This window comes from Streptomyces sp. H39-C1 (assembly GCF_027158125.1).
GTDB lineage: Bacteria > Actinomycetota > Actinomycetes > Streptomycetales > Streptomycetaceae > Actinacidiphila > Actinacidiphila fildesensis.
On the sequence record NZ_JAPVLS010000002.1, the window covers coordinates 162,593 to 187,377 of the forward strand.

Here is a 24,785-nt window from a genome sequence, read left to right on the forward strand (position 1 = left end):
GGGGGAGGGGGCACCGGCTCGACGTGGTTCCGGGCGCGGGCCCTCGCGGGGTCCTGCCACCCCGGGCCGACGGCGGCTGTCACGGTGCTGTTGACCGTCCTGGCCCGGGCCGCGGGCCACAACGCCGTGAGCACCGCGCTGATCGCCGCGGCCGTCCTGACCGGCCAGTTGTCGGTGGGCTGGTGCAACGACGCGTTCGACGCGCGCCGTGACATCGCCGCCGGCCGCCGCGACAAGCCGATCGCGGCCGGCGCGGTCGGCGTCAGGACCGTGTGGACGGCCGCGTGGTGCGCCCTGGCCCTGTGCGTGCCGCTGTCGCTCGCCTGCGGTCCGCTCGCGGGGACCGTCCATCTGGCGGGGGTCGCCGCAGCCTGGGCGTACGACCTGCGCCTCAAGTCGACGGCCTGGTCCTGGCTGCCCTACGCGGCGGGCTTCGCGAGCCTGCCGGCCTTCGTTGCGCTGAGCCTGCCGGGGCACCCGTGGCCGGCCTGGTGGCTCGTCTGCGCGGGAGCGCTGTTGGGAGTGGGCGCCCACTTGGGCGATGTACTGCCGGACATCCGCGACGACCTCGCGGCCGGTGTCCGGGGGTGGCCGCAGCGACTGGGCACCTCCGCCACCCGCCTGTTGCTCCCGCTGCCGTTGGTGGCCGCGACCGCGCTGCTGGTCCTCGGACCCCCCGGTCCACCCGGCGCTCGGAGCGCGGCGGCACTTCTCGCCGCCGTACTCGTCGCCGTTGCCGGATCGGTGGTGGGCCGTCAGTGGGAGCGGGCGGCCTTCGCCGCGGCCGTCGTGGTGGCGGCGCTGGACGTGGCCCTGCTCGTGGGCCGCGGTGCGGCGATCATCTGACCGGGTCCTCCGCGGGGGAGATCCGCCGGGTGAGCGCGCGGCCTCCCACTGCGATGACGAGTGCGCCGGCGATCAGGGCCGCCGCCACCGCGAACGTGATCCGCATACCGGTGGCAACGGCGTCGGGGGCCGCTGTGGTGATGTCGTTCGTCGCCGCCGCGAGGGCGAACACGGCGCCCATGACGGAGGCGCCGGTGATGAGACCGAGATTGCGCGAGAGATTGAGCATGCCGGAGATGACGCCCCGCCGGTCCGGCGGGACATCTGTCATGACGGCGGTGTTGTTGGCCGTCTGGAACACCGCGTAGCCGGCGGTGATGACGACGATGGGGACGAGGTAGCCGGCGATGCCGAGGCCCGCCGGTGTGAGGGACAGGATCAACGAGCCGGCCGTCATGGCGACGAGTCCGAGGACGGTCATACGGTGGGCGCCGAAACGGTCCGCGATCCGGCCGGCGGGTACTCCGGTGAGCGCGGCGACCAGCGGACCGACGGACAGCACCAGTCCGACCAGTGCCTCATGGAGCCCGAGCGCACGGGCGAGATAGAACGGCCCGACCACCAGCGTGGCCATCATGACCGTCGAGACGAGCGTACTCATGGCGAGGCTCGCGCTCAGCGCGGGATCGCGGAACATCGCCAAGCGGATCAGAGGTGATGCCGCCGTGGTCTCCGCGCGGACGAAGAGACCGACACCGATGGCGGCAGCCACCAGCAGAGCCACGTTGAGCGAACCGAAACTTCCGCGCCCCATGGTCATGGCGAGCGCATAGGCCGCGAGGGTCAGCGCGAGCAGCAGCGTTCCCACCCGGTCGAAGGCCGCCCGGTCGGTCCTGGGTCTCTGCCGGTCGACGGGCAGATGACGGTGCGCGAGGAGGAGAGCCAGGATGCCCAGCGGTGCGTTGACAAGGAAGATCGCCCGCCAGCCGGGTCCCGCGATCAGAGCGCCGCCCAGCGACGGACCGAGGGCGGTGCCGACCGCGGACATCGTTCCGAGCAGCCCCATGGCGCTGCCGGTTCGTGCTTTCGGCACCGTCTCACCGACGAACGCCATGGTGAGCGCCATCATGATGGCCGCTCCGAGCCCCTGCGCCGCCCGGGCGGCGATCAGCGACCAGAGCGTGGGCGCGAGACCGCACAGCACCGAGGCCGCCGTGAACAGGAGGATTCCGCCCAGCAGCAGCCGTCGGCGGCCGATGAGGTCACCGAGCCGTCCGACGCTGACGATCACGGTGGTGATGGCCAGCAGATACGCGAGGACGATCCACTGGACCTGCTGGAACGAGGCGGTGAATGCCTGCGCCAGTGTCGGCAGGGCGACATTGGCGACGCTGGTGCCGAGCGAGGACAGCAACATGGACAGCGAGAGCCCGGCGAGCGCCCACCTGACCGAAGGCGTCGGCACCGTATGCCCGGCCGCTGTCGCGTCTGGTCCCGCACTGATGATTTTCACGGTGAACTCCGTCTCCTGGTGACTCGTGAACTCGCGAACTCGCGCACTCGGTAGGCCCGGCAAGGTCAGGCAGCAGGGCGCACGCCCGTGAAGACCGTGGTGGCGGAGAGCAGGAAGGCGTCCGGCCGGCGCAGGATGCCTTCCGGTGCCTGGGGATCGATCAGCACGTCGAGCGTCGAGCGGTCGTCCGCGTCCAGGTGGTCACTCATCGATTCCCGCAGCCGGTTCAGATGCGTGTGCAGGAAGGTGCGGGCCGCCTCGCCGAGAGGTGCCGGCAGGTCGAGCAGCGACGTGAAACCGCCGGTGCGGACGAGCCCGGCGCGGCCGAGCATCGCGGGCCAGTCCTCGGCCACGGAGATGCTGCCGGGCAACTCGGCCCGCATCGTCTCGAACCACTGCTCCTGGGCGGCGTCGAGCCGGGCCTGGAGACCCGGCCGGCCGATGCCGATGTCGCGCGGGAGGAAACGCGCCGGCAGGCCGCCCTCCGCCACGGCGAGCAGCCCGCCGGGCCGCAGCAGCCCGGCAAGCGCGTCCAGCGCGCCCTGCTGATCGCCGAGGTGGTGCACGGCCTTGCTGCTCCAGATCACGTCCGCGGTGCCGAGTCCGCCCTCCCCGTGCTCGTCACCACCGTCCAGACCTTCGGGAAGCTCCGCGTGCCGGACGGCCACCCGGCCGCCGAGGCCGAGCCGCCCGGCACGGGCCAGGGCACGGTCCAGCAGCCCGGGTGTGCCGTCCACGGCGACCACCTCGGCGTTCGCGAAGGTCTCGGCGAGCACACAGGTCATCACGCCCGGTCCGCTGCCGATGTCGAGGACGCGCCGGACCTCCTTCTCCGGCCCGAGCCGCTCGCTCAGAACGGCCGCGATCCGCCGGAGGACCGGGAGCTGCAACTCGCCGCTGGTCTCCAGCTGGGCGGCCATGACCTCCCAGTCGATGTCGGTGTGGTGGTGCCCGTGGGCGTGGGCGTGTGTGTGGCCGGAGGCGCTGTGTGGGTTCATGGCGAGGAGCGTGCACCTGCCGGGAACGCAGCGGCAACTCTTGTTGCCAATTCCGGGACAGCGGGATGGAATGCCCGCATGGACACCCCGCCGCCCCACCAAGCGGTCCTCGACGAGGTCGCACCCCGGCTCAGACGGCTGCGCGCCGAGAACGGCCTGACCCTGGCCGCGCTCGCCGAGGCGACCGGCATCTCCAAGAGCACCCTTTCCCGGCTGGAGTCCGGACAGCGCCGCCCCAGCCTGGAACTGCTGCTGCCGCTCGCCGGCGCCTACCACGTGGCTCTGGACGAGCTGGTCGGCGCTCCCGAAGTGGGTGATCCCCGGGTGCGGTTGACCCCCCGTGCCTTGCCCAACGGCGGTACGTCCGTAGCCCTGTCCCGGAGTCCGGGCCGCCTTCAGGCGTACAAGATGGTCATCCCCGACCGGGGTGCCGAGCCGGTTCTCCGTACGCACGAGGGCTATGAGTGGCTGTATGTGCTGGACGGCCGGCTACGGCTCGTCCTCGCCGAGCACGATCTGGTCCTCGGCCCCGGCGAGGTCGCCGAGTGGGACACCCGGCTGCCCCACTGGTTCGGCAGCGCGGACGGGCGGCCCGTGGAGATCCTCAGCCTCTTCGGGAGGCAGGGGGAGCGCATGCACGTCCGCGCCAAGCCCAGCGCATGACGGAGCCCGGATGGCCCATGGCCGTGGGCGGACACGGCTCGTGACACGGACAGTGGAGACGTATGTCCGTAGCCGTTCGAGCGCAGCCACCCACCTGGAGACAGCGATGACGTGCATCAACCGACGGGACCTCGGTCTGCTCACCCTCCGGGTCGGCACCGGGGCGGTGCTGATGGCCCACGGGACGCAGAAGCTGTTCGGCTGGTTCGGCGGAGGGGGCCTGGACGGGACCGCGGCCGCGATGGAGCACATGGGGTTCACGCCCGGCCGGGAGAGCGCGCTCGCCGCCGGTCTCGGTGAGGCGGGCGGTGGAGCGCTGCTCGCACTGGGCCTGGGCACCCCCGCCGCCGGGGCGGCAGCGGCGGGTGCCATGGCGGGTGCCGTGGCGGTCCACGCGCCGGCCGGATTCTTCGCCCAGGGCGGCGGGTTCGAATACCCCGCGTTCCTCGGGTTCACCGCCGCCACGGTAGGTATCGCGGGGGCGGGCCGTTACGCCCTGGACCACGCCACCGGCCACCGTTTCGACCGGCCGTGGGTGGTCGCGGTGGCCTTCGTCGGCAGTGTGCTGATGGCCGCCGCCGTCGTCACGAAGCGGGCCAACGCGCAGGCGGACGAGGGCGACGACTTCGCACAGGACGACGGTGAAACGTCATGACGAGAAGCCGATGTGCACATGGTCGTGATGCGTGTCGTCGGAGAAGAACTGATTCGACGTCACACCTCCCGACAGCAGCACGGGCCCGCCGACGTTGTACGAGCCCGCCGCCGCGGCGGCCCGCATGAACGCGGTGATCAGTGCGCGTGGGGTGGCCGGGTCGACCACCGGGTGGCCGTCGATGCGCCAGACGTCGAAGGCCCTGCCGACCGGATGGTCACTGGGACGGCTGGTGCCGAACACGTCCAGCGGATGGCCGGACCGCACCACGCTCACCGACATCCGGTAGGTGTCGGCCAGCCGCAGCATCGCCTGGAGCACGCTGTCGTGCACGGTGCCGCTGCGGATGTCAGCGGCCGACGCGGGCGGCAGTTCGATGGTCGAGCGGGCCAGCACCGCGCGCGTCGCCGCGCTCGGTGACGTGGCGGCAGGCTCCGCGACCGCCGGGTGCAGCGCGGTGACGCTCCAGCCGGAGCCCGTCCGGCTCAGCCGTACGTCCACCGTGGTGCCGCCGTTGATGACGGCTCCGGTGCCGTTCCTGCTCCACTGGCGGCACACCACCAGGACGCTCGCGGTGTCGGCCAGGAGGCCGCCGTACTGCGCGTCGATCACCTGCAGACTCGCTTCGTCCCCCGATCCCAGCAGGCTGCCGGCCTGCGACGCGAGTTGGCCCGCGAGCGCGGCGGGAATGCCCAGCGCGGCGGCCCGCGCCGCGGCCCGGCGCTCCCCGGCCTGCCCGGCCCGCCACGATCCGAGCGCCTCGATCAGCGCCACGGCACTCCGTTTGGCCGCGGGTTCGATCTCGCCCGGACCCGGCCGCCAGGGCGCGGCTACGGGCAGCGTCGCGCTGGGACGTACGGACGTCGCGGCGGACGACGCGGGTGCGGCGGTCGCGGCGGTCGCGGTGGTCGATGTGGTCGAGGTGGACGGTGTGGCTGTGGTGGACGGTGTCTGCGGCCCGGAGCTGCGCGAGGTGCCGGTGGACGACGGCGCCGTCGTGCCGTTCGAACACCCCGTCGCCCACACCAGTACGGACGACGCGCCCCACAACAGCGACCGGCGTCCGACAGGACCGGCAGCGGGGCGGGCGGGAGGCGTGGCCATTTGCGGCTCCTCGGACGAGGCGGCGTCAGGGCGCGACCAGTATCCGCCCGAGGAGGCTCTGCAGCGGGTTGCCACGGCGCAGGTCAGGCGGTGAGCCGCGGATTGCGCGGATAGGCGCTGAAGGCGTCGGCCCGCAGCGGGGCTTCGCCGGTCACGATGTGGTGCGGGGTGAACTGCACCCGGCGTCCGGTCCCGCCGTCGTCTCCGGGAGTGCCCGGTTCCGCCCACCGGACCTCGGCCGAGCCGGAGAGGTGAAGGGTGGCGCCGGTGGCGAAGTCCACGAACAGCAGGGCGGCGGTGTCGTCGACGGCGAGGTTGCCCAGGCTGTTGAACATGTTGTTGCCCGGGTAGTCCGGCCACCACAGTCCGTCGGGCCGGACACGGACGAAGCCGGGCGAGCCACCGCGGTGGGAGGCGTCCGCACCGCGGGTCGGATGGGTGGTGCCCAGGAAGAACGTGTCGGCCCGTTCGATCAACCGCAGGTCGTCGGCGTCCAGGGTCGTGTGGCGTCCGTCCGTGCCCGTCCCCGCCCCGGAGCCCGCTCCGGATCCAGGGCGGAGACGGCGCTGCTGGATGTACTGCGGGCAGTTGCCGTACGCCTGGTCGACCGACACGGTGAAGCCGGTGTCGTCGAGGGCGTCCAGGGTGCCGTTGACGCGCAGCCTGCGACGGTTCGCGAAGTCGATCGCGACGAGGCCGACCGGCTGCGCGGGTGCCGGCCCCGGTGCGGCCAGCGGATCGCCCGGCGAGGGCAGCGCGTGGACCCGCAGGGTCGTGTCGTGGCCGTCGAGAAAGCCCGGGGCGCCGCGCAGGGGTGAGGTCCACAGCGTTCCGTCGTGGTCCCGGGCGGTGAGGACGGCCAGGTCACGCGCTTCCAGGAAGCGGCTCGCACCCCCGGTGAGGTCCGGTGGCGCGAGCATGCCCGACAGCCGGGCGGCCGCGCCGAGCGATCCGGCGCGGCGCTGGACCGCGAGTTCTCCGTCGTGGAATCCGGTGGGGGCGGTCGTGGGAGTTGTCCTGGCGGCTGCGCCGGTCTGCGGGAGCTGGGACATCGTGAACGCCTTCCGTGGGAGCACTCACCGGTACTAATGGATAGAAAAAGCTCCATCCATTAGTACAATGCCACGGATGCCCGCTCATGGCAAATGGCTGGATGGGCTTGTATCCGTTAGCTCGGAAGGGGTCGGGCGCGTGGGCCGGATGCCCAGCCGGCGCAGGGCGAGGAGGCCGCCGATGCCGGGGATCAGTGTCAGGGCCGTGGTGCGCGGGGTTCTGTCCGGGTCACGGGCGCCGGCGACGATGGTGAACAGATAGGCGCAGCCGTGGACAGGGCCGGCCAGCGACGAGATCGCGGGCAGGTGCGCGGTGAACAGATTGGCCAACAGGATCACGAGGGAGGCCAGTTCGACGGCGGCGGAGACGCGCAGCGGCTGCCGGGTGCGGTTCATGGTCATGCTCCTGTGGTGGAACCGGGGCGGACGATCATCAGGACGGTCACCGCGGCCCACAGCAGGTTGAAGATCCCGGTGAACATCGCCAGCCGCGCTGTCGCGCTGCGGTCGACGGGTGGCGACCCCTCGTCGAGCTGGGTCAGCAGGGCGTCCTGGCGCGGCAGCACCAGGAGCGCCAGGACGCCGGCGGCCACCGCGGTGAGCACGATGGAGACGATGAGCCAGGTGTCGCCGAGGACACCCATGCTGCTGGCGGTGGCGAACCCGAAGACCGGGACCGCCAGCGCGATCGCGGCGTACACGCGGCAGATGCGGTGCAGGAGCCGGACCGTGGCGATGGACGGCGCGTCCGGGCCCGCCGCCTGGGCACGGCGAGCCGCGGCGGGCAGCATGCTGGCGGCGACGGTCACCGGACCGATCGCAACGATGGCGACCAGGACGTGGACGGCGAGGAGGAATTTCGTCATGACAGGACGCCGGGCTCCGGCTCTGCTGCGTCCGCCCGCTCACCGGTCACCGTGGCGGCGGGCAGACGTCCTGCCTTGGCCTTGCCGGTGAGCCGGTCGCCGTCGACGACAAGGGCGTACACGAGGTGGAGCCGCAAGGGCTTGGGGATGGATTGCTTCCACGTCAACCTGCCGCCGTCGACGGCGATGTCGGTCAGCGGTACCTCTTCGCCGGATCGCCGGTCGCGGGCCGTTCCGTGCCAGGACCCGTCCGGCCGCAGGACCCCTTCCGTCCTGACATGTTGTTTGCCCAGTGGGGTGTCGATCGTCGGATTCCCGATGCCTTCGGCAGTCACGTTGCAGATGCGCTTTCGGTCGCGGAGTGGGAAAGGGTGGTTCGGAGGGCGAGAGCGGGGGCCTGTCCGCGGGTGGACCAGACGACGCCGCGTCGCTCGTGGGCGAAGAGCCGCTCCACGCTGTGGGCGACGCGCGGGTCGATCTCGCGATCGAGGAGGTACAGGGCGAGATCGAGACCGGACGTGACGCCGGCCCCGGTGACGAGGTCTCCGTCGTCGACGACCCGGGTCTGTACGGGCCGGGTTCCGGTGGCCTCCAGCAGTTCGAGGCCCAGATGGTGGGTGGTCGCGTGACGGCCTTCGATCAGGCCGGCCAGGGCCAGGATCAGCGAACCGCCGCAGACCGTCGCGACGATGGTGTCCTCGCGACGCAGTGCCTCCTCCATCGGACCGGGCAGGCCGGTCTGCAGCGAACAACACGATCTGGGCAAGCACGGGCGGTCTCTCCTTCGTCCTTCTCAGCGGTGCCGCACCACACGCTAGGCGGACCGCCGGAGGCTTCCCATGGGCTGGAACGACAAATGCCAACGGGTTCTCGCCACGCTCCTGACATGCTCAATCCCACGGTAGAAGAACTTGACCACTGCTTGAATCCTGTGGCGAGAACTCATCTATCGTGTACTGCATGCATACGGTCGCAGTCCTTGTCCTGGATCAGGTGGTGCCGTTCGACATGGCGACGCCCATCGAGGTGTTCGGGCGTACCCGCCTTCCCGACGGGCGCCGCCCGTACCGCGTGCGGGTCTGCGGCGCCACGCCGGAGGTGGCCAGCGAGACGTTCACCCTGCGCGTTCCCTGGGGTCTGGAGGCGCTGGCGGACGCGGACACGATCATCGTCCCGGGCTGCTCGGAAGACGCCCCGCCGCCGGGGCCCGAGGTTCTCGACGCGCTGCGCGCCGCGGCCGCTGCGGGCACCCGCATCGCCTCGATCTGCAGCGGCGCTTTCATCCTCGCGGCGACAGGCCTGCTGGACGGACTGCGCGCGACGACCCACTGGGTGGCGGCGGACCGGTTCGCCGAGCTGTTTCCTCTCGTCGACGTGCAGCCCGATGTCCTGTACGTCGACAACGGCCGGCTCCTCACCTCCGCCGGAGCGGCGGCCGGCCTGGACCTGTGCCTGTACATGATCCGCCGGGACCTGGGTTCCGCCGTGGCGGCCGACGCCGCCCGGCTGGCGGTCGTGCCGCTGGAACGGGAAGGCGGTCAGGCCCAGTTCATCGTCCACGAGCAGCCACCCGTACCGCGGGGATCGCTCCTGGAACCGGTGCTCTCCTGGATCGAGGACAACCTCGGACAGGACATCACCCTGGAAGCCATGGCGGCATGCGGTGGGATGAGTGAGCGGACCTTCAGCCGGCGGTTCCGGGAGCAGACCGGCACCACGCCGCTGCAGTGGCTGCTGCGAGCACGCGTGCGCCGGGCACAGTTCCTGCTGGAGACCACCGACTACGCGGTGGAACGGATCGCGACGCAAGCGGGTTTCGGGTCACCGACCGCGTTCCGCGAGCGATTCAAACGGGTCGTCGGCGTGACTCCGTACGGCTACCGGTCCTCGTTCCGCCGTTCCGCCGCCTGAACCGACGGCAACGTCGACGCGGACGTCACGGGTGCACGGCAGGGTCCGGTCGGGGCGGGGCAGCCGGACGAGGAGCGTCTTCCCCTGCTCGTCGGCGTCGGTGTGCGTGTGGGTACTGCCCAGAGCCTCGGCGGCGAGCTCCGCCACCAGCCGCAGTCCCCAGCCGCCGCTTCCGTCGGCATGTGGTTCGGGAGTCGGGCGGGGGCAGTGGGGATGGCGGTCGTGCACGGCGACGATGAGACTGCGCGGGCCCAGCGCCAGGATGATGTCGGCGGTCGGCGACCGGTGCGCGGTGTGCTGAACGCTGTTGGTGAGCAGTTCGGTCAGGATGAACAGGGCCGTCTCCACCACCGGGTGCTCCACGTCCAGATCCCACGCTGCGAAGTGCGCCCGGGCGCGGCGCCGGGCGGTGGGCACCGACAGCGCGACGGTGGGCACGGTGAAGATGCGTTGGCGGAGCTGGGACTGGATGGAGACCGGCACAGCGCGGATCCTTCCGGTGGGGCGGCATCGAACCCGGGTGACGTGTCCGTAGGCCGAGCGGGGCCGTTTCGGAATGTTGCCGCTGGGGAGGCCGGTCCAGTGGTTCGAACGGACTGGCTGAAACCCACCGTAAACCGACCTCTTCCTGAGGGGAATGCCGGATAGTAGACATTGACCATAAGTAGACGCACCCATTTGGGGGTCCGGTGTCCGACGGTTTCCTGGCGCCCGTGGGGCTCGGCGAGGTCGAAAGCGCCCTCTACCTGCATCTTCTCTCCGCACCCCGCAGCACCGCCGCACAGCTGGCCGTACTGGACGGCTCGACCGCGGCCCGCATCCGTCCGGCCCTGGGCCGCCTGGCGGACGCCGGCCTGATCACCCGGCTGACGGGCTCACCCGTGCGCTACGTCGCGTCACCTCCCGAAGCGGCCGTCGGCTCACTCGCTTCCCGTCGGCAGCAGGAACTGGAAGAGCTCCGCGCGCACGTCCGCTCGCTCGCCCTGCGGTTCCAGGGCGCCGACGCGGGCCACCCCAGCGAGCTGGTCGAACTGGTGGAGGGCCGTGAGGCGCAGCTGAACCGCGTCGAGCAGATGCAGCTCGGCTCGGCGGAGGAGATGCAGGTCATCGACTGCCCTCCGTACTTCAGCAGCCCGACGTTCAACCCGATCGAATTCCAGCTGCTGCGGCGCGGGATCAGCTGCCGGGTGATCTACGACTCGGTGTCGCTCGAAGGGCGCATGCACTTCGTCCAGGACTGCATCGACGCGGGTGAGCAGGCCCGGAGCCTGCCGGCGGTGCGGATGAAGATGCTCATCGCGGACCGGCGCGCCGCGATGATCCCGCTGAACTTCGAGGCGACCGAGTCGATGGCGGCCCTGTTCGTCCACCCCTCTCCGCTCCTGACGGCCCTGGTCACCTGTTTCGACCTGCTGTGGGAACGGGCGACCCCGCTGGCGGTCGACAAGAAGGGCGCGGCAGGGGGACTGGCTCCCGCGGACCACGAGCTGCTGTCCATGCTGGCGGCCGGCATGAAGGACGCCACGATCACCCGCGCGCTCGGCATCACCCAGCGGACGATGACCCGCCGCGTGGCCCACCTGATGGACGCACTGGACGCGAAGACCCGCTTCCAGGCCGGCCTGCAGGCGGCCAAGCGCGGCTGGTTGTAGCCGGCACGGGGCCGGCCGCCGGGTGCCCCCAGCGGTCGGTCCGGTCCCGTCAGCCGATGGTGATGGTCTTGGCGATGCTGGGTACTCCGGCGGCGTTCAGGGCGAACAGCAGATAGGTGCCGGGCAGTGCCACGCCGGGGTCGGTGGGGACGGACAGTTCGTAGAGCCCTGCCGATACCTGATGGGACGTCAGTGGCACACGTCGTTGGTCGTTGTCCGTGGAGTGGGTGGCCGCTCCGGTGCGGACGAGGGCGAAGGCCGTGACCGGCGTGCTGGTCGTGACGGTCAGCATGGCGCCGTAGCCGGCTGTCGCGGGCGGGGTGTTGGTGATGGCCGGCCGCGGCCGTTGCGTGCCGTCGGGGTTGAGGAGATACGGCGGGGTGAAGATCGCCCCGTCGAAGTGGTTGGTGGCGCAGTCGCCGCACAGTCCGCCGCCGCCGGAGAAGATCCGGCCGTCGGGGAGCAGGTTAGCGACGCTGTGGTAGTTGCGGGGTACGGCCATCGTCGCCATGCGGGTGAAGGCGCCGGTGGCCGGGTTCCAGATCTCCGGGGTCATGGCCGAGGTGGCGTCGGAGAAGGGAACGGGCCGGGACTGGCCGCCGAAGACGGCGACCTTGCCGTCCGGCATGACGACGCTGTTGCTGAAGGAGCGGGCGAAGGCCATGTCGCCGGTGCGGGCGCTGACGGGCTGCGGGCCGGCGGTGAGATCTACGGTGTAGGCGCGGTTGGTGGCGTTGACGTTCTCGTACGCGGTGGCACCGCCGAGCGTGAGGAGCTTGCCGATGTCGTAGGCGACGGCGTTGCCGTTCATCGCGTCCGGGCTGTCGGCGCGCACGCCGGCCGGGGTGATGGTGCCTTTGCCGGTGGTGTCGATCCAGTTGAGCTGCTTGCCGGGCCCGAGCTGGAGCACCCGGCCGTTGGACGTGCCGTACAGCCACTGGTGGTTGTCGGCCCGGTAGGGCCCGGCGGGGTCCGCCGTCATCGTGGTCGTGACCGGTACGCCGGGGAGTTTGCGCCAGCTGCCGGTCGCGGCGGACCAGACCTCGCCGTCCTTGCCTCCCTGGCCGCCGTTCCAGGATCCGCCGATGACGAAGGCGTCGCCGTTGGAGAGCAGCGTCATGGCCTGGTAGCCGCGGGGGATGTTCATGTCCGCGGTCGCGTTCCAGGTATCGGTGCGGGGGTCGTAGATGCTGGCGCGGGCGGCGTTGCTGCCACCGGTGACCATCACCCGGCCGTCGGCGAGCATCGCGATGCCGGGGCAGAACATGTCGTGACCGGTGTTGTCGACGCGCCGCTGGGTGACCTGGCCGGTGGTGAGATCCATGATGGCGGTCTGGGTGTAGCCGTTGCTGCCGCCGAAGCGGTCGGTGGCGTACGCCGACCAGGCGAGCAGCTTGTTGTTCGGCAGCAGCGCGGTGGCCACCGGTACGAGCGGGAAGCCGGTGACCGGGCTCCACAGGCCCGCGACGGCCGGGTCCGCGGGCCCGCTGAGGCGGATCTCGGCCGCGGAGGACCACGGTCCGCGGCCGCCCGCCTCGCTGGTGGCGGTCAGACGCACGAACCTGGCGGTGGTCGGCGCCGTGAAGGTGGCGCTCTTGACCGTGTCGTCGTCCTTCCACGTCCCGGTGGCCAGCGGAGCCCCGAAGGTGACCCCGTCGAGACCGGCGGTCACGGTGTAGGCGCCGATCCGGCCGTTGGCCCCCGAGACGCGCGGCGTGTAACTCAGTGCGGAGACCCGCTGGTTGGCGTGCATGTCCAGCGTGATGGAGTGCGGCAGCGCGGTCGGAGTGCCGGACCACTTGCTGTGCCACAGGGTGGTGGCGTCGCCGTCCAGGACGTTGCCGGCGCGGTTGTTCTGCGCGGCGGTCTCCTCGTCGCTGGCCGTGGCCGTCCAGCCCGTGACGGGAAGTTCGACGACGGAGGCGGGCAGACCGGGATCGCCCAGCAGGTTGATCTCGGAGGCCGAGGTCCACGGGCCACGGTTTCCGGCCTCCGTCGAGGCGGTCAGCCGGACGAACCTGGTTCCCTGGGCGGCGAAGTTCAGCGTCTTGATGGTGCCGTCGTCGGGCAGGGTGCCGGTGGCCACGGGCCGCGTCCACGTCAGCCCGTCCGCGCTGAGCGCGATGGCATAGACCCCGACCCGGCCGTTGGCACCGCTGCTGCGCGGCCGGTAGACGAGTGCGGACACCACGGCGGTGCGGTGCATGTCGATGGTGAGGCTGTGCGGCAGCGCGGTGGCGGGCGCCGTCCACTTGCTGTGCCACAACGTGGCGGCGTCGCCGTCCAGGACGTTGGCCGCCCGCCCGTTCTCCCCGACCGTCTCCTCGTCGCTCGCGGCCGCCGTCCAGCCGGCCCTGGACAGGACCGGAGCGATCGGCACCATGGCGGACGCCGGTGCGACACCGTGGTGCGGAGCGGGTGGCGGAGCCGTACCGCCCACCACGGGGACGGCGGGACGGCCGTCCGCGACGGCAGGCCCGCCCGCCGCCAGGAACGGCACGAACGCGGCGGCGACCGCGGTGAGCGACGTCAGGATCAGCCACCGCGAGCGCCGGCGGAGCAGCCACGGCAAACGCGAGGTCAGAAACGGCACAACGGTCCCCCCAGACACGTCAGCGACCGCCGTGCCCCCCAATTGAACCCGGCGATGGCCCGACCGTGTCAGTAAGGAGCGCCACTGTAAAGAGGTTCTCGCCCGCCCCGGCTCTTCCAGGACGGGCGAGGACCGTCGGCTGCTACCACATGACGGGGAGCCGCTCGGGCATCCGCTTCATGAACCCGGTCCGCCATACGAGCTGTTCGACGGGGACGGCGAGCTGCAGGTCCGGCATCCGCTCCAGCAGGACTTCCAGGGCGATCTCGGTGTGCTTCTTGCCCAGCGCGGTGGCCGGGCAGTAGTGCTGGCCGCCGCCGAACGACAGATGCGCCGCGGTGTTCTCACGGCCGAGATCCAGTCGGTGCGGATCGGCGAACACCTCGGGGTCGAAGTTGGCGCCTTCGACGAGCACCAGGACCAGTTCGCCCTTCTTGACCTCCACATCCCCGAGCAGGACGTCCTCGAGGGCCAGCCGCGGCAGACCGTCACCGATCGACAGGTTGATCCGCAGCAACTCGTCGACCGCCGCAGGGATCCTGCTGGGGTCCTCGCGCAGTTCGGCCCAGGTCTCGGGGTGCTGGATGAGGGAGAACACCGCCATCGTCAGGAACGCCGAGGTCGAGATCACCCCCGCGCCGAACATCGTCACGCCGACCGTGGCGAGCATCTCGTCCGTGAGGTGGTCGTACTCCGGGTCCTTGCGCAGCGCGGCGATATCGGCCATCAGCCCGGTCGTCGCCGGGTCGTCCAGGCGCTCCACCATGTACGCCATGTCGCGGTCCCAGTTGAGCTTCGCACCGCTGACGGGGCAGGCGGAGTTCATGAACGCGATGTCCAGACTCGCGGCCAGCCGGGGAGCGTCGGCCTGCGGAATGCCCAGGATGCGGCAGTGCATCGCCTCCGAGTACGGATTGGAGAACTGCGCCCGCAGATCCACCGGAGCGCCCTGCGCCCGCAGCCCGTCGACCAGCCCGGCCGCGTGCGAACGCATCCAGTCCAGCAGGCCGTCGGCCTTCGGGTTGATGGCCTTGAGCACCGCTTTGCGAAGCCCCGCCCCCGTGATGTTGCCCATGTTGTTGACGACCTCGGGCGGGATCGTCAGGGCGTACTGCCTCGGCGCACCCGGCATCGAGGTGTCCTTGAGGCTGAACCGGGTGTCCTCCAGCACCTGCTTGCACAGGGCATGGGAGGAGACCAGCCACGCCTCGTCGCCGGCGATCGTCCGGACCCGCTTGACGGGCTCCTTGCGCAAGGCGTCGATCTCGTGCGGCAGTTGATCGCCGCGCCAGGAGAACGGGAAGTCGAGCAGCGTCCCGGCCTGCGGGTCGAGCAGCGTCTCAACGGACATCGGGGTCTCCTTGTGCGGGTGTGACGATGGCATGGCCCTGGTTGCGGGAGGCTCGCAGTCCGAATCCGCGCGAGTAGAGAAGTTCGGCCATCGGCAGGAGCTGGTGGTAGCAGTTGAGGGAGGAGGGAACCTCCAGGATGGCGGGGGTGTCCAGGAACAAGGGGGCCTCCGCGCATACGTACTTGAGGCATACTTCGCGCTGCCGCTCGGTGCTGGCCTTCCCGTCCAGGACTTTGGACGTGAGGAACGAGTCCACGAGCGTGTCGCAGGTCCTGCGGAACTCCGGATCGGTGTCCAGAAGAGCCCAGAGGCGGTCGTGGATTCTCCGGTAGGCCGGGATGTCCAGGAAATCCGACATGGCGTGGGCTCTGAGCCTCCCCCCGTAGGAGGCGGCTTCCACGGCATTGGTCACCTTGGCCCGCACGCCGCGCAGATTCTTGACGGCTTTGCGCCGGGCATCATCGGGCGTATAGCCGGATGCCTCGTACATCTCGGCGACATGGAGGTCGGTATAGACGAAATCGACCTGCCGGAAGTTGTCGATGCCCCATCGGGCGAGATCCGTGATGCGCTGCGCAGAGAAGTAACTGTTTCCCGGCGACACACCGATAACGGCATGGTCGCCCTCGGCGCGGATCACCTGGCAGTGGGAGGTGTAGGGCTGCACCTCGAAGACTTCGGCCGCTGTCGCAACCGGTGTGCAGGACTGAATCTCGAAGATTTCGGTCGCTGTCGTCAACTGGAGAGCGTCCTTCGGTGTCGCTAGTCCCGGGGAGCCTTGTGCTCCTGGTGTGGCGACAATGCGAGAAGTTAGTGCCCGGCCACGGAGAGTGTCAACGGGGGATCCGGTTCGCGAGATGAACATGAATGGGACATGACGTCGCCTTGTATCAACACACCATGAGGGGCGGTGAATTGCTGAGGATTCTCCGATTGATGGGGCGTCACCTCCGGGGTGGTCGGGCCATGGCGGTCGTTCAATGACGTGACCCTGTCGATTCCCGGCCACGGGAGGGCGGGGCGGGAACGGATTGCGCCGCCTGCCGGTATTTCCGGAGGTCTCCCGGGTTGTTGCTACCATAGGAGAACGATGGTTCTCGATATGCGGGGAGATGGGTGGAAGTGCTGAGTCCCGAGCTGGCCGAGGCGCGTGTCCTGGACGCGGCCGAGGCGCTGTTCTACGACCGCGGGATCCAGCTGGTGGGGATGGACGAGATCCGGTCCACCTCCGGTGTCTCCCTGAAGCGCCTGTATCAGCTGTACCCCTCCAAGGGGGACCTGGTCGAGGCGTACCTGCGGCGGCGGGACGAGGCCTGGCGGCGCCGGCTGGCCGAGTACGCCGATGCCCGGCCGTCGCCGCGCGAGAGCCTGCTGGCGGTCTTCGACTGGCTCCACGACTGGTTCGACGAGCCGGACTTCCGCGGTTGCGCCTTCATCAACTCGTTCGGTGAACTCGGCGCGACCTCGCCGGAAGTGGCCGCCATCGCCCGCGCCCACAAGGACGCCTTCCGGCGGTATCTCGCCGATCTCGTGGCCGCCGCCGGCGAACCGGCCTGGGTCGCCGATCACGTCGCCCTGCTGGCCGAGGGCGCCATCACCACGGCCGCGATCTCCGGCTCTCCCCAGCCCGCCCGCCAGGCAAAGGACGCGGTGCGCATCATCCTCGAATCCACCGGCGGCCCCCGCCCCGCCTGACCGGCGACGGCGAGTGGCCCCGCCGGGGCTCGGCGGGGCCCTCCTCGGACGGTGAAGGCCGTCCGGGCGGGCGGCGTCAGAGAGAGATGCGGCGCTCGTCGGCGGTGATGGCGAGGTCGTTGATGCTCGCGTAGCGGCGCCGCATCAGGCCGTTCTCGTCGAAGTCCCAGTTCTCATTGCCGTAACTGCGGTACCACTGGCCCTGGTCGGTGTGCCATTCGTACTCGAAGCGCACCGCGATGCGGTGGTCGGTGTAGGCCCAGAGTTCCTTGCGGAGCCGGTAGTCCAGCTCCCGCTCCCACTTGGCGCGCAGGAACTCCACGATCTCGGCCCGGCCGGTGATGAACACGTCGCGATTGCGCCACTCGGAATCCTCGGTGTACCCGAGCGAGACCCGCTCCGGATCACGGCTGTTCCAGGCGTCCTCGGCGGCCCTTACTTTCTGCTGGGCGCTCTCGGCGGTGAACGGCGGCAGTGGCGGCCTCTGCTCGGACATGATGTATCCCTTCCCATGGGAGAACCAGCGTTCTCCTCACTTCGCAGCTTAGGAGAACGCTGGTTCTCGCGCAAGGTCCGGCCTGGTTGGCGAACGGTTCGCCCGGCCTGGGCGCCTATCGTCGCCGGCGCCGCGCGGGGGCGAAACGGTCACCCTCCATGGTCAGGCGGACCGCGCCGAACCCGTGGCGCTGGTGCTCGGCGACCCCGCCGCGGCCGGCGCGCTCAGCTCAGTCGGTCGAGAACGTCGGGCCACCATTCGGGCCTCTCCCGCCAGGTCCGCCAGCTGTCACCACTGTCCAGGACCGCATGCAGGGCCCCTTCAAGGTCGAGTGCCTGCCGCCCGGCGACCTCCCGCACGATCACGACAGCCGCCATCAGGCCGTCCCAGCCGCCTCCCGCGAGGTGCCCGAGGGCCGGCGCAGGGTCGTTGCCGGCGGTCGCACGGGTCGACTCGATCAGTGGTCCCAGCCAGCGGACCCATCGGTCGTACGTGTCCTCGCCGGGTGGTTCCGAGGCGGTGAGCAACGGCGTCAGAGCCCGCAGGAGCCGGTCCCGGTACTCCGCGGCGGTTCCCGCCACCTGTGCATACTCGGCCGTGAAGTGCTCCCAGCCCTGCTCGACGGCCAGTGTCTCGGTCCACGAGGAGCTGGGAGGCCGCAATCCCTCGACGCCGGTCAGGACGAAGGTGTTCCGAACCAGTTCGTACGGCGGAGGAGCGCTCTCGGCCAGCAACACGGCGTCGTACAGGTCCTTGCCCTGCGGGTGGAGGTCGGTGATGAGCCACAGGAGCTTCCACGCAAGTGACAGAGCCGGCGACGCGGCCCAGAGACGGCAGCCGGGACCGTCTCCCAGCGGCAGGAGCTCGGTGAGCTCCGCCGGGGCCGGCAGGGTCTCGTTGAACACCAGGTCGAGCTGAACGGTCCCGCCGGCGCATCCGGGCGCCGTCCAGGGCAGGAGCATGCGACGACCGGGCACCCGGTCGTAGGTCCAGATCTCCTCGGTGATCATGCTGTCCGCATGGATGCGGACGGCGCTGTCGGCGCCGGCGGCCGCCGCGTCCCGCGCGATTCCGAAGAACAGTTCCGTGGTGCGCGGTTCGTCCAGCCGCCAGTCCTGAGGGACGACGACGAAGTCCAGGTCGCCCGGGTCGCGGGCCGCTTCCTTGAACCACGTGGCCATCAACACGCTGCCGCGCAGCACCAGATGCTGTGTCCAGGGACCGTTCGCGATCGAGGCGAGCACGACATCGAGCACGGTCCTGCGCGCCTGATGCCAGATCCGCCCCGCCTCCTCGTCCGCGAACCGCGGCTCGCCCGCCCGGTACGCGTTGGAGAACTGCTTCAGAGCGGGCTCGAAGACCAACGACTGGCTCATTCCGTCGGGCGACGCCAGCAAGGTTCGGGGGAAGTCCCCGCGGAGCCGGGTCTCCTCGTCGAGAGGGGAGTGCGGAATATCGACAGGGCTGCCCCGCAGCTGTGCCCAGTCGTCGGCGCTGTCCGTCGGTGACATCAACGTGAGACCTCCTGAGATATCCAACCGTCGTCCAGAGAGAGGTTGGTGTCGTGCAGGACGAACTCCCGCTCCACCTCGAGCACATGGGAGTCGGCTGCGTTCAGATCGTGGAGCAGCGCGGTCAGCCGCCGTTCGGCAGTGCCTCGACCGACGCCCCGGCACCGCTGAGTGATGAAGCGCTCCTCCAGGCCGTCCTCGCGAACACGTCGGGCGTTCCATGAGACGTGCGCGATGTGGGGGCGGGCCAGCCGCTCCAGCAGCAGCCGGTCGTGCCGGGTGGGAAGCAGCAACTTCACATGGTGCTCGAAGTACAGGTCGGGTTCGAGAGCGGCGGCCGCGACGTCGTCCTGCGGCACCCCGGCGGCCCAGGGGACGGCCTCCGTCTTGATCCGGACGGCCCGGTAGCCGTCCGCCGCCAGTTCGGACGCGACGCCGGTGGCGTTCTCCACGTGTTCCGTGGCCGATCCCTCGCCCCGGAGGTTCAGCATGGGCTGGGAGCGGGTCCGGCCACGGGCGAGCACGATATGGGCGAAACTCAATCCGCGGTACGCGGCCCAGTCCGCCAGCCGGGCGATCCCGGTCCCGGCAGCCGGGCATGCCACCGTGATGTGTGTCTCCAGGGCGCCGCGGACGTAGGGAACCGACGCCACGGCTTGGTGATGCTGCTGACCGGACATCCCTGGACGATGACAGGCCGGTGTCCGGACAGCCAGCCGATATCGGCGCGGCACGCACTTCGGTCCGCCCCGCGGGACTGCCGGCAGTCCCACCGACGCGAACCTTCGACCCCTTCGGTCTACTGCTGCGCTTTCCTCGCCACGTAGATGGTGTTGGTCGCCGTTCCTTCCTGCAGCGGATTGTCGAAGTGGACGACGTGGGCCTCCGGTTCCGCGAAGACCTCCGCGAGGACGGAGTTGAACTCCTCGTCCGGCGGGTCGTTCGACCAGAGGGCGAAGACACCGTCGGGGTGGAGCCGATTGGCGAGGGAACGCAGTCCGGCAGGCCGGTAGAGCGCCGCGTGCCGCGGGTGCAGGACGTGGCGCGGTGAGTGGTCGACGTCCAGCAGGATGGCGTGGAAGCGGCGGTCCGGTGTGCGGGGGTCCAGGCCGGTGGAGTCGCCGACCATCGCGAAGAAGTCGCCCTGGACCAGACGGCAGCGGGGGTCGGATGCCAGCCCGGCACCCAGCGGGACCAAGCCGCGCCGGTGCCAGTCGATCACCTCGCCGAGCGTGTCGACGACGATGAGTGAACGCACCCGCGGGTCGTCCAGCGCCGCCCGAGCGGTGTACCCGAGGCCGAGGCCGCCCACGACGACATCCAGTTGGGCGTCGTCCGGAAGGGGTGCGAGTCCGAGCCGGGTGAGCGCGATCTCGCCCGCGGTGAAGAGGCTGGACATCAGGAACTCGTCGCCGAGCTTCACCTCGTACACCTCCTCGCCGGACACAGGGTCACGTCGGCGCCGCAGACTGATGTCGCCCATCGGCGTGGGCTGCCAGTCGATCTCCTCGAAACGCGCGCTCATCCGTTCGCCCTTCTGGTGCCGGGCTGGCGGGAGAATGCCCGGCAAATCCGAAACGCCCACTCTCTCATGGCAAGGGACCTGACTCTGTCGTGTGGCGAGGGATCAACATGGTCCCGATGGGAGCGATGATTCCGGAGCGGCGCCGCAGTCTTCATTGCCGTACACCCGGAGCGAGGAAGAGGAGCGAGTCCCATGCGCATCGTCATCAGTGAGTTCATGAGCCTGGACGGCGTCGTACAGGCGCCCGGCGGTCCCGAGGAGGACACCGACGGCGGGTTCGCGCACGGCGGCTGGTCGCACCCGTTCTTCGATCCGGAGGTGGTGGGGGGTGCCTTCTCCGACGCGTTGACCAAGGCTGAGGCGCTGCTGTTCGGGCGCAGCACGTGGCAGACCATGGCCGCGGCGTGGCCCGAGCGGGCGGGCGACCCGTTCGCCGATCAGATGAATGCCATTCCGAAGCACGTCGTGTCCGGGACGCTCAAGGACGACGACCTGACATGGAGCAACACCACACTCATCCCCGGCGATCAGGCGGTCTCCCGTATCCGGGAGCTGCGGGACGCCGAGGGTGGCGACCTGCTGGTCATGGGGAGCCCGACGCTCGCGCGCACCCTTCTGGGTGAGGGCCTGATCGACGAACTCCGCCTCATGATCATGCCGGTGCTTCTCGGCGGAGGTAAGAAGATCTTCCTTGACGACGGTGTACTGCGCACGCTCGAGTTGGTGTCCACCGCCATCAGTGACGCGGGCGTGCACGTGTGCACCTACCGGCCGGTTGCCGGGCGGTAGCGCAAGGTCGGCTCGGATCGGCCAGGCTCGGATCTGGTCGGACAGGCGAGCGACGGCGCGAGCGCGCCCCCAAGTGCGGTATGCCCGGCCAGGTTCGGGCATGCCGCACAGCCGTCTGCCGGATGCGTGTGAGACGTTGACAACGAGCACCGGAACCCGGATCAGGGGGACCGGACCGGCGGTTGCAGCATCGCGCCGGCGCACCAGGGCAGGAGGGCTTGACGTGAGTCTGACGGGGACATCGTTCTGGGTCGTGCTCATCATCGTGACGCTGCTGATGGTCATCGGCACGATGCTCCTGTGGGCGAGGATTCCCGGACCGCGCCTGGTGCGGGCACTCACCCGGCTGGTCATGATTCTGCTGTGCCAGCTCACCGCGATCTCGGTGGTGGCCGTATGGATGAACAACAGCTACGGCCTCTACTCGTCCTGGGACGACCTGCTCGGCACCCCCGACAACAGCAACACCATCGCGATGCCCGGCCCGCCCGTGACCCGCGCCCAGTTCAACCGCAGCGACAACGGGATTCTGGACACCTACTTCCATGGAACGCACTCCAAACTCTCCGGGCAGGTCATCGTCTGGACCCCTCCGCAGTACGACGATCCCACGTTCCGCTCCACCCGCTTCCCCGTCCTGATGCTGCTGCACGGAGTGCCGGGATCACCTCAGTCGTGGCTGGAGCACGGCGGTATGCCCGACGCCTTCCAGAAGATGGTGGACGCCCACCAGTCACATCCGTTCATCCTGGCCATGCCGGTGATCAACCCGGGCAGCGTCGATACGGACTGCAGCGATGCGCCGGACCGCAAGGTCGCCACCTGGCTCGCGGCGGACGTCCCTGAGTTGCTGCGGGAGAAGTTCCGTACGGTGCCCGGTCCCCACGGCTGGGGGGTGATGGGGTTCTCCACCGGCGGTTACTGCGCCGCGAAGCTCCCGCTGCAGTACCCACGGGTGTTCGGCGCCGGCGCCGCGCTCGATCCCGACCCGCTGACCGGCGACCCGTCCGTCCTGCCCGACCCGGCCCTGCGGGAGCGCAACAGCCCGACCCACCTGGTCGCGGGCTCCGGAGCGGACGTGGGGATCTTCCTCGCGACCTCGGCGCAGGACCGCGACAGCCCGCCGGCCTCCATCGAGCAGTTCGTCCGTGCGGCTCAGGGCAGCAAGGTGCGGGTGAAGACCATGCTGCTCGCGACCGGTGGTCACAACTACGGCACCTGGATCAGCGAGTACCCGGCAGCGATCGGCTGGCTCAGCCAGCAACTGGCCGGCCCGCAACAGGCTCCGTCGCCGAAGAAATAGCCGGTAGCCGCGAGCGACACAGGCGGCGCCACCCCGGCGCATGACAGGTCGAGCGGGCAGGAGCCTCAGCTGCGGTGGCGGAGGTCCAGCATGTAGAAGACCTTGTCGTAGCGGCGTTCACCGACGGCGACGAAGCCAGGGAGGCGGCCGTACTCCGTGAAGCCCAGCGACCGGTAGAGGTGCAGGGCACCGCTGTTGTCGCCGCGGGCGTCCAGGGTGAGGACCTCGATTCCCGCCCGCCGGGCGTCGGAGATCAGGGCGGCGGTCAGCGTCCGGCCGACGCCACGGCCGTGGGCGGCTGCATCCACCGCGAGCTTCTCCAGGTCGGCGTGCGGCCGGTGGGTCGGTCGCGCGTAGCGCAGCCAGTACCCCAACCCGACGAGCCGATGGCCGAGATAGGCCGCACGCAGTGCCCCGTCACCGGCGTGCACCGCGGCGACCACGTGATGGAGGAGTTCGGCCACTTCGTCGCGCGACGGAGGTTCGACCCAGCCGAGTGCGGCACCTCCACGGACGAGATCGGCCAGAATCCGATGGGCCGACTCGGCGAACCGGGCGTCCCGCTCCGGATCGGACGCCAGTTCCGTCACGTCGAGGACGACGGGCTCGGCGGCCCCGTCGTCGGTCATGGCCGTATTCATAGCAGGCAGCCTAGCCAGCCACCGGGCCCTCTGAGCATGGACAGCACCTACGCCGCCCACATCCTGCCCCCGCTCGTCGTCCTCGGGCTCGGCATCGGTCTGGTGATGGCACCGGCGATGAGTCTTGCCACCTCGGGTGTCGCCGCACACGATGCCGGAGTCGCCTCCGCCGCCGTCAACGCCATGCAGCAGATCGGCGGCTCTATCGGTACCGCATTGCTCAACACCCTCGCCGCCAGCGCCGCCACCGGCTACCTCGCCGGCAGGAACCCCGCCGACCCGGCAGTGCGCGGACAGGCCTTGCTGGAGAGCTACTCCACCGCCTACTGGTGGTCGGCGGGCTTCTTCGCCGCCGGGCTGCTCATCAGCGTGCTCCTCTACCGCCGGGGCGTCCCCGCCCAGGACGAGAACGCGGCACCGACCTTCCACATGTGGCAGCACCGAACCACGTTCCGGCGCGCCACCGTTCGTCGGTGGAGCGCTCAGTTCGTGAGGCGGGCCGGCAGCTCGGGGTGCTCCGCCGGCGGCCCGGCTACCGCCGTTCGGACGGGGTGATCGTCGCCGTGGCAGGATGTCCGGCACGAGCGCAGGACGGCACCGCGAACGAAGGACAGCATGATGACATCGGGCAGCGGTAACGCCTCGCGGGCCGTGCTGGCTACGTGGCCCACCCCGCTCGAACCCATGCCGCGGCTGGCCGCCGCACTGGGCCTCGGCCCGGACGACCTGTGGGTCAAACGGGACGATCTCATCGGCCTGGGCGGCGGCGGGAACAAGGTGCGCAAGCTGGAGTGGCTCTGCGGCGCGGCACACGACGCCGGGGCGACGGTGCTGGTGACCACGGGCGCTCCGCAGAGCAACCACGCGCGGCTGACCGCGGCTGCCGCCGCCAGGCTGGGGCTCGACGCCGTCCTCGTCCTCGTCGGCACACCCCGATCGCCGGGGTCCGGCAACCTCGTACTCGACGCCCTGTTCGGCGCGACCGTCGTATGGGCCGGTGATGTCGGCGCCGAGGCGCTCAAGGCCGCGGCCGAGCAGGTGGCCGAGAAATTGCGGGGGAGGGGCGCCGTTCCGGCACTCATCCCCTTCGGGGGTTCCAGCGTGGTGGGTGCGCGCGGCTACGTCGAATGCGGGCGCGAACTCCTCGCACAGGCCCCCGACCTGTCGACCGTCGTCACCGCACTCGGCTCCGGCGGCACGATGGCCGGCCTCGTCGATTCCCTGGGCTCCGCGCGAGTGCTGGGCGTCCACTGCGGCGCCGTCGCGGATCCGTCCGGCACCGTGGCCGAGCTCGTCTCAGGACTGAGCGGGGAACGCTGTGCGCCGGGGACCCTGCGGGTACGGCTCGACCAGGTCGGCGACGGCTACGGCACACTGACCGATGAGGTCATGGAAGCCCTGCTGCTGGCCGCCAGGACCGAAGGCATGGTGCTCGATCCCATCTACACGGGACGGGCGATGGCCGGCCTGATCGCGGCGGTCCGGGACGGCGACATCGTCCCCGGACACCGCACGGTCTTCCTGCACTCGGGCGGCCTGCCGGGCCTCTACGGCCATCCGCAGACGCTCGACAGAGCAGCGGCCGCACTGACCATCGGAACGATCAGCGGATGAGGACGAGTGTCGCGCGGCAGGCCGTCGAGTTGGTCGTCGACAGGGCCCTCGAGCATCGCTCTCGCAG

Annotated in this window: 26 protein-coding genes and 2 pseudogenes; 11 read left to right on the plus strand and 17 right to left on the minus strand. The window is 70.4% G+C overall.

Annotation, left to right across the window (positions count from 1 at the left end; genetic code table 11):
- The coding region (locus O3W51_RS02185) for a UbiA family prenyltransferase (protein ID WP_269283288.1) at nucleotides 1-846 on the plus strand (846 nt) is incomplete at its 5' end.
- Here O3W51_RS02185 and O3W51_RS02190 read toward each other — a convergent pair.
- Both O3W51_RS02190 and O3W51_RS02195 read right to left on the minus strand, forming a co-directional pair.
- A complete protein-coding gene (locus O3W51_RS02190) occupies nucleotides 839-2,299 on the minus strand; it encodes an MFS transporter (protein WP_198357901.1) in 1,461 nt (486 codons plus the stop codon). The two genes, O3W51_RS02185 and O3W51_RS02190, sit on opposite strands and share 8 nt — an antisense overlap.
- 65 nt (nucleotides 2,300-2,364) lie before the next feature.
- On the minus strand, nucleotides 2,365-3,297 hold the full coding sequence (locus O3W51_RS02195; RefSeq protein ID WP_138351493.1) for a class I SAM-dependent methyltransferase: 933 nt from the start codon (nucleotides 3,295-3,297) through the stop codon (nucleotides 2,365-2,367).
- Nucleotides 3,298-3,375: 78 nt separating this feature from the next.
- On the opposite strand from O3W51_RS02195, the gene O3W51_RS02200 reads away from it, so the two are divergent.
- Entirely contained in the window at nucleotides 3,376-3,960 is a 585-nt protein-coding gene (locus O3W51_RS02200) for a helix-turn-helix domain-containing protein (protein WP_269283297.1), read from the plus strand.
- Between the two features lie 106 nt (nucleotides 3,961-4,066).
- Nucleotides 4,067-4,615 (plus strand): DoxX family protein, encoded by a 549-nt coding sequence (locus tag O3W51_RS02205; protein WP_138351495.1) that lies wholly within the window; start codon nucleotides 4,067-4,069, stop codon nucleotides 4,613-4,615.
- Here O3W51_RS02205 and O3W51_RS02210 read toward each other — a convergent pair.
- Nucleotides 4,610-5,389, minus strand: a complete 780-nt coding sequence (locus tag O3W51_RS02210; RefSeq protein WP_244808969.1) for a hypothetical protein — start codon at nucleotides 5,387-5,389, stop codon at nucleotides 4,610-4,612. The genes O3W51_RS02205 and O3W51_RS02210 overlap by 6 nt on opposite strands.
- Before the next feature lie 10 nt (nucleotides 5,390-5,399).
- Here O3W51_RS02210 and O3W51_RS02215 point away from each other — a divergent pair, with 10 nt between their 5' ends.
- Nucleotides 5,400-5,813: a hypothetical protein gene (locus O3W51_RS02215; protein WP_138351496.1), complete on the plus strand. Its 414-nt coding sequence runs from the start codon at nucleotides 5,400-5,402 to the stop codon at nucleotides 5,811-5,813.
- Here the strand turns inward: O3W51_RS02215 and O3W51_RS02220 are convergent.
- The 5 genes and pseudogenes from O3W51_RS02220 to O3W51_RS02240 all read right to left on the minus strand — a co-directional run.
- Nucleotides 5,803-6,771, minus strand: a complete 969-nt coding sequence (locus O3W51_RS02220) for a pyridoxamine 5'-phosphate oxidase family protein (protein WP_138351497.1) — start codon at nucleotides 6,769-6,771, stop codon at nucleotides 5,803-5,805. The genes O3W51_RS02215 and O3W51_RS02220 overlap by 11 nt on opposite strands.
- Nucleotides 6,772-6,855: 84 nt before the next feature.
- Nucleotides 6,856-7,167 (minus strand): DUF3817 domain-containing protein, encoded by a 312-nt coding sequence (locus O3W51_RS02225; RefSeq protein WP_138351498.1) that lies wholly within the window; start codon nucleotides 7,165-7,167, stop codon nucleotides 6,856-6,858.
- A 2-nt stretch (nucleotides 7,168-7,169) separates the two neighbouring features.
- Nucleotides 7,170-7,637, minus strand: a complete 468-nt coding sequence (locus O3W51_RS02230) for a DUF2269 family protein (RefSeq protein ID WP_138351499.1) — start codon at nucleotides 7,635-7,637, stop codon at nucleotides 7,170-7,172.
- On the minus strand, nucleotides 7,634-7,972 hold the full coding sequence (locus tag O3W51_RS02235; protein ID WP_138351500.1) for a hypothetical protein: 339 nt from the start codon (nucleotides 7,970-7,972) through the stop codon (nucleotides 7,634-7,636). The genes O3W51_RS02230 and O3W51_RS02235 overlap by 4 nt, the downstream gene beginning before the upstream one ends.
- Nucleotides 7,969-8,385, minus strand: a pseudogene (locus O3W51_RS02240) (DJ-1/PfpI family protein); the annotation flags it as partial. The pseudogene O3W51_RS02240 and the gene O3W51_RS02235, both read right to left, overlap by 4 nt.
- A gap of 212 nt (nucleotides 8,386-8,597) precedes the next feature.
- Here O3W51_RS02240 and O3W51_RS02245 point away from each other — a divergent pair.
- Nucleotides 8,598-9,548, plus strand: a complete 951-nt coding sequence (locus tag O3W51_RS02245) for a GlxA family transcriptional regulator (protein ID WP_138351501.1) — start codon at nucleotides 8,598-8,600, stop codon at nucleotides 9,546-9,548.
- Here the strand turns inward: O3W51_RS02245 and O3W51_RS02250 are convergent.
- Complete coding sequence (locus O3W51_RS02250; protein ID WP_164292601.1) at nucleotides 9,459-10,031, minus strand: ATP-binding protein; 573 nt, start codon at nucleotides 10,029-10,031, stop codon at nucleotides 9,459-9,461. The genes O3W51_RS02245 and O3W51_RS02250 overlap by 90 nt on opposite strands.
- Nucleotides 10,032-10,237: 206 nt before the next feature.
- Between O3W51_RS02250 and O3W51_RS02255 the strand changes: the two genes are divergently transcribed.
- Entirely contained in the window at nucleotides 10,238-11,200 is a 963-nt protein-coding gene (locus tag O3W51_RS02255; protein WP_138351503.1) for a helix-turn-helix domain-containing protein, read from the plus strand.
- 49 nt (nucleotides 11,201-11,249) lie between these two features.
- Here the strand turns inward: O3W51_RS02255 and O3W51_RS02260 are convergent, their stop codons facing one another.
- The 3 genes from O3W51_RS02260 to O3W51_RS02270 all read right to left on the minus strand — a co-directional run bounded on the left by O3W51_RS02260 (nucleotide 11,250) and on the right by O3W51_RS02270 (nucleotide 15,883).
- Nucleotides 11,250-13,793 (minus strand): discoidin domain-containing protein, encoded by a 2,544-nt coding sequence (locus O3W51_RS02260; RefSeq protein WP_244808968.1) that lies wholly within the window; start codon nucleotides 13,791-13,793, stop codon nucleotides 11,250-11,252.
- Nucleotides 13,794-13,935: 142 nt separating this feature from the next.
- Complete coding sequence (locus O3W51_RS02265; RefSeq protein ID WP_138351504.1) at nucleotides 13,936-15,144, minus strand: cytochrome P450; 1,209 nt, start codon at nucleotides 15,142-15,144, stop codon at nucleotides 13,936-13,938.
- Complete coding sequence (locus O3W51_RS02270) at nucleotides 15,134-15,883, minus strand: tRNA-dependent cyclodipeptide synthase (protein WP_232485381.1); 750 nt, start codon at nucleotides 15,881-15,883, stop codon at nucleotides 15,134-15,136. Before O3W51_RS02270 ends, O3W51_RS02265 begins: the two co-directional genes overlap by 11 nt.
- A 383-nt stretch (nucleotides 15,884-16,266) precedes the next feature.
- Here O3W51_RS02270 and O3W51_RS02275 point away from each other — a divergent pair, with 383 nt between their 5' ends.
- Nucleotides 16,267-16,839, plus strand: a complete 573-nt coding sequence (locus O3W51_RS02275) for a TetR/AcrR family transcriptional regulator (protein ID WP_138351619.1) — start codon at nucleotides 16,267-16,269, stop codon at nucleotides 16,837-16,839.
- Nucleotides 16,840-16,915: 76 nt separating this feature from the next.
- On the opposite strand, the gene O3W51_RS02280 is transcribed toward O3W51_RS02275, so the two are convergent.
- From O3W51_RS02280 to O3W51_RS02295, 4 genes are all read right to left on the minus strand, one after another.
- Nucleotides 16,916-17,335: a nuclear transport factor 2 family protein gene (locus tag O3W51_RS02280; protein WP_138351506.1), complete on the minus strand. Its 420-nt coding sequence runs from the start codon at nucleotides 17,333-17,335 to the stop codon at nucleotides 16,916-16,918.
- Between the two features lie 224 nt (nucleotides 17,336-17,559).
- Nucleotides 17,560-18,846, minus strand: coding sequence for a nucleotidyl transferase AbiEii/AbiGii toxin family protein (locus tag O3W51_RS02285; RefSeq protein ID WP_138351507.1), 1,287 nt, complete (start codon nucleotides 18,844-18,846; stop codon nucleotides 17,560-17,562).
- Nucleotides 18,846-19,526, minus strand: a complete 681-nt coding sequence (locus O3W51_RS02290) for a hypothetical protein (protein WP_187144723.1) — start codon at nucleotides 19,524-19,526, stop codon at nucleotides 18,846-18,848. The genes O3W51_RS02285 and O3W51_RS02290 overlap by 1 nt, the downstream gene beginning before the upstream one ends.
- A 119-nt stretch (nucleotides 19,527-19,645) precedes the next feature.
- Nucleotides 19,646-20,371, minus strand: a complete 726-nt coding sequence (locus O3W51_RS02295; protein ID WP_138351508.1) for a spermidine synthase — start codon at nucleotides 20,369-20,371, stop codon at nucleotides 19,646-19,648.
- Nucleotides 20,372-20,563: 192 nt separating this feature from the next.
- On the opposite strand from O3W51_RS02295, the gene O3W51_RS02300 reads away from it, so the two are divergent.
- Together O3W51_RS02300 and O3W51_RS02305 are read left to right on the plus strand one after the other, a co-directional pair.
- Nucleotides 20,564-21,160, plus strand: coding sequence for a dihydrofolate reductase family protein (locus O3W51_RS02300; RefSeq protein ID WP_138351509.1), 597 nt, complete (start codon nucleotides 20,564-20,566; stop codon nucleotides 21,158-21,160).
- Between the two features lie 223 nt (nucleotides 21,161-21,383).
- Nucleotides 21,384-22,463, plus strand: a complete 1,080-nt coding sequence (locus tag O3W51_RS02305) for an alpha/beta hydrolase (RefSeq protein WP_198357906.1) — start codon at nucleotides 21,384-21,386, stop codon at nucleotides 22,461-22,463.
- A 65-nt stretch (nucleotides 22,464-22,528) separates the two neighbouring features.
- Here O3W51_RS02305 and O3W51_RS02310 read toward each other — a convergent pair whose 3' ends face one another.
- Nucleotides 22,529-23,092: a GNAT family N-acetyltransferase gene (locus tag O3W51_RS02310; RefSeq protein ID WP_198357907.1), complete on the minus strand. Its 564-nt coding sequence runs from the start codon at nucleotides 23,090-23,092 to the stop codon at nucleotides 22,529-22,531.
- Between the two features lie 42 nt (nucleotides 23,093-23,134).
- Here O3W51_RS02310 and O3W51_RS02315 point away from each other — a divergent pair.
- A pseudogene (locus O3W51_RS02315) lies at nucleotides 23,135-23,536 on the plus strand (MFS transporter); the annotation flags it as partial.
- A gap of 186 nt (nucleotides 23,537-23,722) precedes the next feature.
- Nucleotides 23,723-24,718, plus strand: a complete 996-nt coding sequence (locus O3W51_RS02320; RefSeq protein WP_138351620.1) for a pyridoxal-phosphate dependent enzyme — start codon at nucleotides 23,723-23,725, stop codon at nucleotides 24,716-24,718.
- Nucleotides 24,719-24,785 lie beyond the last annotated feature (67 nt).

What these genes read in the sequence shown, in the direction of transcription:
- O3W51_RS02195 (WP_138351493.1), bottom strand. Translation starts at nt 3,297, where the DNA reads ATGAACCCACACAGCGCCTCCGGCCACACACACGCCCACGCCCACGGG.
- O3W51_RS02200 (WP_269283297.1), top strand. Translation starts at nt 3,376, where the DNA reads ATGGACACCCCGCCGCCCCACCAAGCGGTCCTCGACGAGGTCGCACCC.
- O3W51_RS02205 (WP_138351495.1), top strand. Translation starts at nt 4,067, where the DNA reads ATGACGTGCATCAACCGACGGGACCTCGGTCTGCTCACCCTCCGGGTC.
- O3W51_RS02220 (WP_138351497.1), bottom strand. Translation starts at nt 6,771, where the DNA reads ATGTCCCAGCTCCCGCAGACCGGCGCAGCCGCCAGGACAACTCCCACG.
- O3W51_RS02225 (WP_138351498.1), bottom strand. Translation starts at nt 7,167, where the DNA reads ATGAACCGCACCCGGCAGCCGCTGCGCGTCTCCGCCGCCGTCGAACTG.
- O3W51_RS02230 (WP_138351499.1), bottom strand. Translation starts at nt 7,637, where the DNA reads ATGACGAAATTCCTCCTCGCCGTCCACGTCCTGGTCGCCATCGTTGCG.
- O3W51_RS02245 (WP_138351501.1), top strand. Translation starts at nt 8,598, where the DNA reads ATGCATACGGTCGCAGTCCTTGTCCTGGATCAGGTGGTGCCGTTCGAC.
- O3W51_RS02265 (WP_138351504.1), bottom strand. Translation starts at nt 15,144, where the DNA reads ATGTCCGTTGAGACGCTGCTCGACCCGCAGGCCGGGACGCTGCTCGAC.
- O3W51_RS02280 (WP_138351506.1), bottom strand. Translation starts at nt 17,335, where the DNA reads ATGTCCGAGCAGAGGCCGCCACTGCCGCCGTTCACCGCCGAGAGCGCC.
- O3W51_RS02285 (WP_138351507.1), bottom strand. Translation starts at nt 18,846, where the DNA reads ATGTCACCGACGGACAGCGCCGACGACTGGGCACAGCTGCGGGGCAGC.
- O3W51_RS02290 (WP_187144723.1), bottom strand. Translation starts at nt 19,526, where the DNA reads ATGTCCGGTCAGCAGCATCACCAAGCCGTGGCGTCGGTTCCCTACGTC.
- O3W51_RS02295 (WP_138351508.1), bottom strand. Translation starts at nt 20,371, where the DNA reads ATGAGCGCGCGTTTCGAGGAGATCGACTGGCAGCCCACGCCGATGGGC.
- O3W51_RS02300 (WP_138351509.1), top strand. Translation starts at nt 20,564, where the DNA reads ATGCGCATCGTCATCAGTGAGTTCATGAGCCTGGACGGCGTCGTACAG.
- O3W51_RS02310 (WP_198357907.1), bottom strand. Translation starts at nt 23,092, where the DNA reads ATGACCGACGACGGGGCCGCCGAGCCCGTCGTCCTCGACGTGACGGAA.
- O3W51_RS02320 (WP_138351620.1), top strand. Translation starts at nt 23,723, where the DNA reads ATGACATCGGGCAGCGGTAACGCCTCGCGGGCCGTGCTGGCTACGTGG.